This window comes from Janthinobacterium sp. Bl 1 (genome assembly GCF_058215535.1).
The window spans coordinates 1189066-1199728 of sequence record NZ_CM177086.1 but is presented as its reverse complement, the minus strand read 5'-3'; the positions used below and the strand labels follow the sequence as shown (position 1 = coordinate 1199728).

12 protein-coding genes are annotated in these 10663 nt (G+C 62.3%); 4 read left to right on the top strand and 8 right to left on the bottom strand.

The window, feature by feature from the left end; all coding sequences use genetic code 11:
• Positions 1-207: 207 nt before the first annotated feature.
• The 3 genes from AC4BCN_RS05445 (at position 208) to AC4BCN_RS05435 (ending at position 2437) form a co-directional block, all read left to right on the top strand.
• Positions 208-603 carry a hypothetical protein gene (locus AC4BCN_RS05445; protein ID WP_046683428.1) on the top strand — a complete coding sequence of 132 codons (396 nt, stop codon included), beginning with the start codon at positions 208-210 and terminating at the stop codon, positions 601-603.
• A gap of 83 nt (positions 604-686) precedes the next feature.
• Positions 687-1643 (top strand): homoserine kinase, encoded by a 957-nt coding sequence (locus tag AC4BCN_RS05440; RefSeq protein WP_490492738.1) that lies wholly within the window; start codon positions 687-689, stop codon positions 1641-1643.
• Between the two features lie 2 nt (positions 1644-1645).
• A complete protein-coding gene (locus tag AC4BCN_RS05435; protein ID WP_485883494.1) occupies positions 1646-2437 on the top strand; it encodes a BPSS1780 family membrane protein in 792 nt (263 codons plus the stop codon).
• A gap of 184 nt (positions 2438-2621) precedes the next feature.
• Here the strand turns inward: AC4BCN_RS05435 and AC4BCN_RS05430 are convergent, their stop codons facing one another.
• Positions 2622-4925, bottom strand: coding sequence for a UvrD-helicase domain-containing protein (locus AC4BCN_RS05430; protein ID WP_070305791.1), 2304 nt, complete (start codon positions 4923-4925; stop codon positions 2622-2624).
• A gap of 108 nt (positions 4926-5033) precedes the next feature.
• On the opposite strand from AC4BCN_RS05430, the gene AC4BCN_RS05425 reads away from it, so the two are divergent.
• Positions 5034-5309, top strand: a complete 276-nt coding sequence (locus AC4BCN_RS05425) for a hypothetical protein (RefSeq protein ID WP_490492737.1) — start codon at positions 5034-5036, stop codon at positions 5307-5309.
• Here the strand turns inward: AC4BCN_RS05425 and AC4BCN_RS05420 are convergent.
• The 7 genes from AC4BCN_RS05420 to thiS all read right to left on the bottom strand — a co-directional run bounded on the left by AC4BCN_RS05420 (position 5306) and on the right by thiS (position 10653).
• Positions 5306-6160, bottom strand: coding sequence for a hypothetical protein (locus AC4BCN_RS05420; RefSeq protein WP_139091723.1), 855 nt, complete (start codon positions 6158-6160; stop codon positions 5306-5308). The two genes, AC4BCN_RS05425 and AC4BCN_RS05420, sit on opposite strands and share 4 nt — an antisense overlap.
• Positions 6161-6345: 185 nt before the next feature.
• The gene (locus AC4BCN_RS05415) at positions 6346-7452 is read right to left on the bottom strand and encodes an S-(hydroxymethyl)glutathione dehydrogenase/class III alcohol dehydrogenase (protein WP_490492736.1); all 1107 of its coding nucleotides are present in this window, start codon (positions 7450-7452) and stop codon (positions 6346-6348) included.
• Positions 7453-7545: 93 nt separating this feature from the next.
• A complete protein-coding gene (locus AC4BCN_RS05410) occupies positions 7546-8178 on the bottom strand; it encodes an ANTAR domain-containing response regulator (RefSeq protein WP_034749164.1) in 633 nt (210 codons plus the stop codon).
• A 78-nt stretch (positions 8179-8256) separates the two neighbouring features.
• Positions 8257-8868, bottom strand: coding sequence for a thiamine phosphate synthase (gene thiE, locus AC4BCN_RS05405; RefSeq protein ID WP_490492735.1), 612 nt, complete (start codon positions 8866-8868; stop codon positions 8257-8259).
• 10 nt (positions 8869-8878) lie between these two features.
• A complete protein-coding gene (thiD, locus tag AC4BCN_RS05400) occupies positions 8879-9634 on the bottom strand; it encodes a bifunctional hydroxymethylpyrimidine kinase/phosphomethylpyrimidine kinase (protein WP_490492734.1) in 756 nt (251 codons plus the stop codon).
• 8 nt (positions 9635-9642) lie between these two features.
• Positions 9643-10434 carry a thiazole synthase gene (locus AC4BCN_RS05395; protein ID WP_070305799.1) on the bottom strand — a complete coding sequence of 264 codons (792 nt, stop codon included), beginning with the start codon at positions 10432-10434 and terminating at the stop codon, positions 9643-9645.
• Positions 10435-10449: 15 nt separating this feature from the next.
• Entirely contained in the window at positions 10450-10653 is a 204-nt protein-coding gene (thiS, locus tag AC4BCN_RS05390; protein ID WP_490493575.1) for a sulfur carrier protein ThiS, read from the bottom strand.
• Between the last annotated feature and the right edge of the window lie 10 nt (positions 10654-10663).

Below are 10663 nucleotides of genomic sequence, written 5' to 3'. Positions count from 1 at the left end.
TAAGGCCGCGCCACCGGCCGCCACGCGTGCCGTTCCTGGCGTTTTCAGCAAGCTGGCGGCCCCGTGCGGGCCTGCGGGCTGCCGTTGCCAGCCATTTCGGCGCATTTAAACAGCATTGCCTACCAGTTTGTTACAATGCCTTATAGATAAATTGACGGCATTACACACTGCACGCGCTGCAGCCCCACACATGGAAGCGAACCCATCATGATGCGTACATCGACACTCTGGACATTCCTCGCCCTGCCCCTGCTGGCATGTTCAGCCATTGCCAGCGCCCAGACGCCGGCCAAACCGAGCGACGCGCCACCCCAGCTCGAACGTATCGAGGAAATGGGCGAAGCACCGATCACCGTGGCGCCAGCGGCCGCCAAGCAGCAAATTACCGAAAAACGCGAAGCGGGCGTGACGTCCGAAGTCAAAGTCACGAGCGGCGGCAGCACCTATTACATGAAGCCGGCCGCTGGCGGCGACCAGGCCCACAACGGCGCCCTGCGCGGCCCGCAATGGAAAGTGCTGGAATTCGACTTGGGCAAGAAGAAACAGAAACAACGCGACGAAGAGGCAGCGGACGCGCCAGCACCGCCCGCACCAGCGAAGTAAGCAGCCACTCTCTTCTGCCCTGCCCCGGCCACCTGCGGGGCAGCCGGCTTTTTTTGACCTTTTAGACCATTCCCCTCTTTCCCATGGCAGTTTTTACCGCGCTACATCTGGACGATATCGACCAGTGGATCACGCAGTTTCCACTCGGCAAACCTCTGGCGCTCAAGGGCATCGCATCCGGCATCGAAAACAGCAATTTCTTCCTGAGCACGGAGCGCGGCGAGTACGTGCTGACGATCTTTGAAAACCTCAGCTTCGAGCAATTGCCGTTCTATCTGCAACTGATGCGCCATTTGGCGGACCGCGGCGTACTGGTGCCGGCGCCGATCGCCAATGCCGATGGCGAACTGGTGACGGCTCTGCAAGGCAAGCCGGCCGCCATCGTCAGCAAACTCGACGGCAGCTCGCAGATGGCGCCGCAAGCCGTGCATTGCGCGGCCGTCGGCGCCATGCTGGCCAAGATGCACCTGGCGGCGCAGGATTTCCCCCTGCAACAGCCGAATTTGCGGGGCCTGGACTGGTGGAACGCCACCACGCCTTTAGTCTTGCCTCACCTCGACGATGCCAAAGCGCACTTGCTGCGCGCGGAAATCCATTTCCAGGATGCCTTTGCTGCCTGCGATACCTATAAAGCCATCCCGCGCGGTCCCGTGCATGCCGACTTGTTCCGCAACAACGTCATGTTTGACGGCGAACAACTGACAGGCTTTTTCGACTTTTATTTTGCCGGTTGCGACACGTGGCTGTTCGACGTGGCCGTCACCGTCAACGACTGGTGCGTGGACCTGGCCACGGGCGTGCTCGACACGGCAAGAGTGCGCGCCCTGCTCGACGCCTACCAGGCCGTGCGCCCGTTTACGCACGAAGAACAAACGGCATGGCAACCGATGCTGCGCGCCGCCGCGCTGCGCTTCTGGCTGTCGCGCCTGTACGATTATTACCAGCCGCGCGAAGCGGAAATGCTGACCCCGCACGATCCCACGCATTTCGAACGCATTCTGCGCGAACGTATCGCCACACCTGCTCCGGAACTGTTTTAAATATGGAAAAATTACCTGCAAGTACAGGTTGGCAATGGGTGAAACAAGGCTTTGGCCTGTTTCGCAAGCAACCTGGCGGCATGTCGATGCTGTTTCTCGGCTATATGTTCTGCATGCTGGCCGTCAGCATCGTGCCCGTGCTCGGCCAATTGCTGCCCGTCATCCTGGTCCCCGTGTTTTCCGTCGCCTTCGTGCAAGGCTGCCTGAATATCGACCAGGGCAAGCGCGTCCTGCCCAGCCTGCTGATCTCGGGCTTCCGCAAGCCCGCGTTTCCTTCCCTGTTCGGCCTGGGCGTGCTGTACATCCTGATGGCCATCGTTGCCATCGGCGCCTCGACCCTGGTGGACGATGGTTTGCTGTGGAAACTGGTCACCGGGCAACTGACGGAAGAAGCGGCACGCGCCGCCATCCCCGAATCGCGCCTGGGCCTCGGCATCCTGCTGGCCATCGTGCTGTACGTGCCGGCCGCCATGGCCTTCTGCTTTGCCGCGCCGCTGATCTACTGGAAACAAGTCAGCCTGGGCAAGGCGCTGTTCTTCAGCTTTTTCGCCGTCTGGCGTTCGCTGTCGGCCTTCATCGTCTTCGCCGCCACCTGGTTCGCCATCAGCATCGTCACCAGCCAGTTGCTGGCCGTCATCTTTGGCCGCACGCAGCTGATGATGCAACTGATGATGCCGCTGTCGATGATACTCACCATCATCATGCATTGCTCGTTCTACGCCGCCTACCGCCAGATCTTCGGCCTGCCCGTCGATGAGAGCAAGACGGTGTCGCTGGACAAGACCGGCGAGTGATCGCCGGCCACCGGTCGGCCGCGTAATCCGGCGCTGCGAGGCCGACAATGGTGTCGGATTACGGGGCGCGAATCCGGCCTACGCGAGCGACAACATTGTGGCCCTGGTAGGTCGGATTAGCGGGGCCGAAGGCCACGCGTAATGCGACAACATTGTTAGCGCCCGCGTTGGTGACGGATGGCCGTCACAGCCGTTCCAGCTTCGCAATCCCCAGGTCCAGCACCTTCATGCCGTGCTGTCCGAAATTGATTTGCGCGCGCGCATTGCCGCCGCCGCCTTCAATATTGACGATCACGCCTTCGCCGAACTTGGCGTGCGCCACGGATTCGCCGATGCGCCAGCCGCCGCCCGTGGCTTTTTGCGCGATCTTTTGCGCAATCGCATTATCCGAACCGAGGCTGACCACACGTGGCGCCTCATCCCAGGCCGACTTGCGGTTGCCGAACCAGTTCGCCTGCACCTTCGGCGACAGCCATTTCAGCGATTCTTCCGGCAATTCGTCGAAGAAGCGCGACTTCATGTTGTAGCGCGTCTGGCCATGCAGCATGCGCGTCTGCGAAAAGCTCATGTACAGCCGCTTGCGCGCGCGTGTGATGGCCACGTACATCAGCCGGCGTTCCTCTTCCACGCCATTGTCTTCCTTCGAGCTGCTTTCGTGCGGGAACAGGCCCTCTTCCAGGCCGGTAATGAACACATTGTCGAATTCCAGGCCCTTGGCCGAGTGCACCGTCATCATCTGCAGCGCATCCTGGCCCGCCTGCGCCTGGTTGTCACCCGCTTCCAGCGACGCGTGCGACAGGAAGGCGGACAGCGGCGACATCACGGCCGGCAACGGCGCGTCCGCATCGAGGATTTCGATGCCATCCTGGTTGACGACGGGCGCGCCCGACTGCGCCTGGGCGGCAGGCCCCAGATGGGCCGGTGCGCCCTGGCCAAAACCTTCCTCGGAAATGAACTGGCTGGCCGCGCTGACCATCTGCTCCAGATTCTCGATGCGGTCGGCGCCTTCTTTTTCGTTCTGGTAATGCTGGAGCAAAGTACTGGCTTCCAGCACCACTCTGACCATTTCCGGCAGAGATAACTGCTGCGTTTCGAAACGCACGCCTTCGATCAGCTTGACGAAGCCGGCCAGCACGCTGCCCGCCTTGCCCGCCACATACGGCACGGAGGCGTACAGCGAAATACCGTACTGTTCCGAGGCGGCCTGCAATTGCTCGATCGAGCGCATGCCGATGCCGCGCGTGGGGAAATTGACCACGCGCAAGAAGGCCGAATCGTTGTGCGGATTGTCCATCAGTTGCAAATAGGCAATCGCGTGCTTGACCTCGGCGCGCTGGAAGTAGCGCTGGCCGCCATACACGTGATACGGAATCGCGGCCGAAAACAGCGCGTGTTCGATCACGCGCGACTGCGCATTCGAGCGGTACAAGATCGCGATTTCGCTGCGCGAAGCGCCATCGGCGATCAGGCTTTTCGCCTCTTCGATGATCCACTGCGCTTCCTGCAAGTCGGAACTGGCTTCATACACGCGCACCTGCTCGCCATGGCCCGCGTCCGTGCGCAGATTCTTGCCCAGGCGCTTGCTGTTATTGGCGATCAACACGTTGGCGCTGTCGAGGATGTGGCCATGCGAGCGGTAGTTCTGCTCAAGCTTGATCAAGTTCTTCACCTGGAACTCATGCTCGAAGGCGCTCATATTGCCCACGTTGGCGCCACGGAACGCGTAGATGCTCTGGTCATCGTCGCCGACGGCAAACAGGGCGCCGCCATCGCGGCTGCCGTGGCCAGCCAGCAATTTGAGCCAGTTGTATTGCAGGTTATTCGTATCCTGGAACTCGTCCACCAGAATATGGCGGAAACGGGCCTGGTAATGTTCGCGCAGCGGTTGATTGCGGCTGAGCAATTCATACGTGCGCAGCAGCAATTCCGCAAAATCGACGACGCCTTCGCGCTGGCACTGGTCGTCGTACAGCTGGTACAGCTCGACCATCTTGCGCTCGTGCGCGTCGTACGCTTCCACGTCCGTGGCGCGCAAGCCCTGGTCCTTGGCGTTGTTGATGAAATACATCACCGTCTTCGGCGGGAATTTCTCATCATCGATGTTGTTTGCCTTCAACAAGCGCTTGATCACCGACAATTGATCCTGAGAATCGAGGATCTGGAACGTTTGCGGCAAGGCCGCGTCGCGGTAGTGCGTGCGCAGCAGGCGGTTGCACAGGCCGTGGAAAGTGCCGATCCACATGCCGCGCGTATTGATTGGCAGCATGGCCGACAATCGCGTGAGCATTTCCTTGGCGGCTTTATTGGTAAACGTCACGGCCAGGATGCCGGGTGGCGATACCTGCTGGGTCTGGATCAGCCACGCGATGCGGGTGGTCAGCACGCGGGTCTTGCCCGAACCGGCGCCTGCCAGGATCAGCGCATGTTGCGCCGGCAAGGTGACGGCAGCCAATTGTTCGGGATTGAGGTTGTGAAGAAGATTTTGCATCCCGTGATTATACCGGCATGGCTAAAAATACTGTGCATTTGTCCAGCGGTCGCGGCATTTTACCCACGCGCGCTACAATCACCATCCCGACACCGCAGCCTGTATACCATGACACCACCGACCCACCTCGACGGCGCCCGCGTACTGGCCTGGGCCTGGTCCGACCTGCCCTTCGGCCACGTCACCAATGAGCATGGTGGCGCCCCCATCGCCATCCACGGCCTGGCCGTGTGCCGCTACGCAGACGAAGCGCGCGTGTACCGTTTCAGCTGCGATGCGCAGTGGGAAACGGTGCAGGATGACGTGTATGCCAGCGAGGACGACGCCAGGGAGCAGTTGCCGGCGCAATACCGCGCCGTGGCCGCCACCTGGCATAGAGGCTAACGCACCAGCTTCGCCTTGCCTTCGCTGAGCGCCTGGGCGATCACCTGGCGCGTGGTCTTGTCGGCGATCTTGACGACTTTTTCCTGCTGGCGGCCCAGGTCGCCCATTTGTTTGCCCAGCGCTTCCATCGGCTTGCTGCGCTGCTCCATCTGGCGCGACATCTGCTCCACTTTCTCGGCCTCGCGCTCGTGCACGTCGGCGATGCGATCATTGATCTCTTCCATCTCTTCCTGTGCATCTTCCATCTGCTGCTGCAGGCGTTCCACGTCGCGCTCGGCCGCGCGGCGCGCCGTGTCGCTCGTCGCCAGCGCCTGGCGGCGCGAAGCGTCACCGAGCTTGCGGCCCAGCTCCTGCTGCTGGCGGCCCAGCGCGCGCAACTGTTCCGACTCGCGCGCGCTGCCTTTTTCCAGACTGCGGGCGCCCATCTTGCGGCCCATTTCGCCCATGGCCTTGCCATGCGCGCCCATTTGATCGCCGAGCGCGCTCATCTCCTTGCCGATCTGTTTCGACGGCTGCCATGCCGTGCGCACCTTGCCCAGCAAGGCCGCATCCTGCAGCACATAGGCCTGCCCCTGGTCGCGGAACCACAAGAACGGCCCCTTGATCGAGCGCTTGAGCTTTTCCACCTGCTGCGAATGAATATCGCTGTCGACGACGATGACGCCCTCGCTATCCGTGGCGCCGTCGACGAGCGCATAGCTTTCGCCCTTGTCGATCGAACGGCTGACCTGCACGCTGGGTGCGGCCGGCGGGGCAGGCGGCGTGGGCGGCTGCGGCGGCTGCACGGCCAGCGCACTGCCGCCAAGCAGGATACCGGCCAGGCTGAGGATCAAACGGTAGGAAGTGGACATGGCTGCCTCGTCGCAAAAGTAGTGGAGCGTTGACTTTAGCGGCGGATGGAGCACGACTCCAGCGCGGTGCGACAGGCTGCAAAAAGACCGGCCTGGATGGCAGACACGGACGATGGATGGAACGCCGGGCAAAAAAAAACGGAGGCCGCAGCCTCCGCAAAAACGCCGTGGTACGGCGTAATGTATTAGTACAGCACGACGGAGCGGATCGATTCGCCGCTCTTCATCAGGTCGAAGCCCTGGTTGATGTCGTCGAGCTTCAGGCGGTGCGTAATCAAATCGTCGATGTTGAGCTTGCCTTCCATATACCAGTCGACGATCTTCGGCACGTCCGTGCGGCCCCGTGCGCCACCGAAGGCGGAACCTTTCCACACACGCCCCGTCACCAGCTGGAATGGACGGGTGGAAATTTCCTGGCCGGCCGCCGCCACGCCGATGATGATGGACTGGCCCCAGCCCTTGTGGCAGCACTCGAGCGACTGGCGCATGGTGGTGGTGTTGCCAATGCATTCAAACTGATAATCGGCGCCGCCGTCCGTCAGCTGCACGATGGTGTCGACGACGTTTTCCACCTCGTTGGCGTTGACGAAATGCGTCATGCCGAACTTGCGTGCGATGGCCTGACGGGCCGGGTTGATGTCCACGCCGATGATCTTGTCGGCGCCGACCATCTTGGCTGCCTGGATCACATTCAGGCCGATGCCGCCCAGGCCGAATACGACGACATTGGCGCCTGCTTCCACCTTGGCCGTGAACAGCACGGCGCCCACGCCGGTGGTAACGCCGCAGCCGATGTAGCAAACCTTGTCGAACGGCGCATCTTCGCGGATCTTCGCCAGGGCGATTTCCGGCACGACGATATAGTTGGAGAAGGTGGACGTGCCCATGTAATGGAAGATGGGCTTGCCGTCGATGGAAAAGCGCGAGGTCGCGTCCGGCATCAGGCCACGGCCCTGGGTCGAGCGGATCGACTGGCACAAATTGGTTTTTTGCGACAGGCAGAATTTGCACTGGCGGCATTCCGGCGTGTACAGAGGAATGACATGGTCATCCTTTTTCAGGCTTTTCACGCCCGGGCCCACGTCGACGACGATGCCGGCGCCTTCATGGCCGAGGATCGACGGGAAGATACCTTCCGGATCGGCGCCCGACAAAGTGTAGTAATCGGTATGGCAAATGCCCGTGGCCTTGATCTCGACCAGTACCTCGCCCTCGCGCGGGCCGGCCAGGTCGACTTCCTCGATGGTCAAAGGCGCGCCCGCCTTCCATGCAATCGCTGCTTTGGTTTTCATGTGTGTCCTGTGGTGTGTGCTGTGTATGGTTGAACCGGGCGCGCCAGCGCGCCGTATCGCCACATCATAGCAAAGCAGGCGCCAGGAAAACGCTTACTTGGTTTTCGCGCGGTTCAAAAAGGCGCCGTGCAAGCCGTTCAGGGTTTCCTCGGCCAGCAGCAACTGGCTGGCGATTTCATTGATCTTGCGGCGGCTGGAACGGGCATGGTCGCGCAGCACTTCGAAGGCCGTGTTGCGGTCCGTCTGAAACTTGCCCATCAACAAACCAACTGCCAGGCTCGTTTCGCGGCCGGCGGCCAGCGCCGCGTTCAGGTTCAGCTCGGTGCGGCGCAGCTGGCGGATTTCATCGGCACGCGCCAGGCCCGCTTCAAACGCGGGCATCAAGCGGCCCTCGTCGACGGGTTTGACCACATAACCGACGGCGCCGTAGGCGGCCGCCTGCTTGCCCGATTCACTGTCGCCGCTGCCGGACAGGAACATGAACGGCACGGCCGTCTCGCCATGCAGGCGCTTGGCCAGTTCCAGGCCGGACATGCCCGGCATGTGGATGTCGAGCAAGGCAAGGTCCGGCTCGCGCTGGGCGATCAGCTGCAGCGCCACTTCGGCCGAATGGGCCAGGGCTGTTTCGTAGCCGGCATGGCGCAGGACTTCGCCGAGGAACTCCAACAGGAGCTGGTCATCGTCAACGATCAGGATAAGGCGTTTCGCGGCGGCTGGCTGGCTCATGGGTGGGGGACCTCGGTAATGAATGATGTTCTTATTATATGCCGATTATTCCCCCAAACCAGCACTGCGCGCCACTGCTCACGCCGCAAACAAGTGATTGAATTGCTGCACCGCAATATCTACATCGTCCGCCTGGTAGACGCTAGTGATGGCCGCCACCATGTCGGCCCCACGCGCGGCCAGCGGCGCGGCGTTCTCCGGCGTCATGCCGCCGATCACCACGCACGGCAAGGCAATCTCGCGTTTCGCCTGCAGCACGATGTCGAGCGGCGTCGTCACCGGGTACTTTTTCACCAGCGATGGATAAAAGCCGCCGAAGGCCACATAGCTGGCGCCACCCGCCTCAGCCGTCCGTGCCAAGGCCATGTCGCCATAGCACGAGGCACCGACGATCTTGTCCTTGCCCAGGCGCGCGCGCACCTGCGCGACGGACGCATCCGTGCCGCCCACGTGCACGCCGTCCGCGTCGAGCTCTTCGCACAGCTCGATGAAGTCGTTGATGATGAAAGGCACGCCATACTTGCGGGCCAGCGCCAGCAAGGCGCCCGCCTGCTCGCGCCGCTGATCCGCTTCCGCGCTCTTGTGGCGGTATTGCAGCAGGGCCACGCCTTCCTGCAAGGCTTGCTCGCTCACGTCGAGCAGGCGGTCGGTGTCGTCCCAGTTCGGGGTGACCAGATACAGTCCACGCATGATATTTTCCCTATTGAATGAATCGTTGCGGCATCAGCTGGCCTGGCGCAATCGCAAACGCGCCGGCCAGGACCGCATGGCAATAACGTTGCGCGCCATCGAGTGCCTCTTGCATCGGCATGCCTTGCGCCAGGCGCGCCGCGATGGCGGACGCCAAAGTGCAGCCGCTGCCGTGAAATTCGCCGGGCAAGCGCGGCCAGCGCCACTCACGCTCGCTGCCAGCGCCATCGAACCAGCGGTTGACGATCACCTCGCCTTCGCCGTGGCCGCCCGTCACCAGCACGTTCTCACAGCCTTGCGCAAGCAAATTGTCTGCGCCGCCGAGGGCCAGCGCTTCCGGCCCGTTTGGTACGATGACGGTCGTCACTGGCAGCAAGGGCGCCAGCGCCAGCACGGCATCATCCCGGCTGAGCACGTCGCCATGGCCGCTGGCCAGCACGGGGTCTAGCACGACAGGCAAGCTTGGGCGAATCAACCGCAATTGCGCGATCAGTTGCGCAATGACGGCAGCGTTCGCGGCGCTGCCGGGAATGCCGATCTTGACGGCATGAATGACGATCTTGTCGATCAGCGCCTGCGCCTGGCGGCGCAGCAATTCCGGCGCCACCGGCTCGACGCCAAAGACCCTGTCGTTGTCCTGCACCGTCAGCGCCGTGATGACGGGCAAGGCATGCGCGCCCTGCGCCGCAATCGCCACGATATCGGCGGCGATGCCGGCGCCACCCGACGGATCGGCGCCGGCAAACACGAGCACAGTGTGGCGCATCGGCACCGTCACGCCAGGCGGCCCGCCATCGGCGACGACGGCGACGCGGCAAATTTGCGCGGCATGCGTCCCGCCAGGAATGCTTCGCGCCCGGCCCGCACGGCCAGCTTCATCGCATGCGCCATGCGCACGGGATCGCGCGCGCCGGCAATGGCCGTATTCATCAGCACGCCATCGCAACCGAGTTCCATGGCAATGGCCGCATCCGACGCCGTGCCCACGCCGGCATCGACGAGCACCGGCACTTTCGCCTGGTCGATGATCAGCGACAAATTCCACGGATTCAAAATGCCCATACCCGAACCGATCAGGGACGCGAGCGGCATGACGGCCACGCAGCCGATGTCTTCCAGAATCTTCGCCTGGATGGGGTCGTCGCTACAGTAGACCATCACGTCAAAACCATCTTTGACCAGCGCCTCGGCCGCGATCAAGGTTTCCGGCATGTGCGGGAACAGGGTCTTCTCGTCACCGAGCACTTCGAGTTTCACCAGATTGCGCCCGCCCAGCAGCTCGCGCGCCAGTTGCAGGGTGTAGACGGCGTCCTTGGCGTTGTAGCAGCCGGCCGTGTTCGGCAAGATCGTGTACTGGTCCGGCGGCACGACGTCGAGCAAACTGGGCGCGTTCGGGTCCTGCCCGATATTCACGCGCCGGATCGCCACCGTGATGATCTGCGCCTCGGCCGCATCCGTCGCTTCGCGCGTCTGCGGCAAATCCTTGTACTTGCCGCTACCGACCAGCAAGCGCGATTGATACTGTTTTCCTGCGATGGTCAGCAGGTCGTTATTGTTGCTATTCATGTCTTCTTCCTTATTTCAGCCGCCGCCGATGGCGCGGACGATCTCAACCTGATCCTGGGTTTGCAAGATCTGTCCCGGCCACGCCTTGCGCGGCACGACATTGCGGTTGACGGCCAGCGCCAGCGCCTGGTTTTCCAGCGACAGCGCGGCGATCAATTGGTCCAGGGTTTGCCCCGGCGGCACCTGGTGCGGTGCGCCGTTGAGCGTGATGGATATCAATGCAGGCATC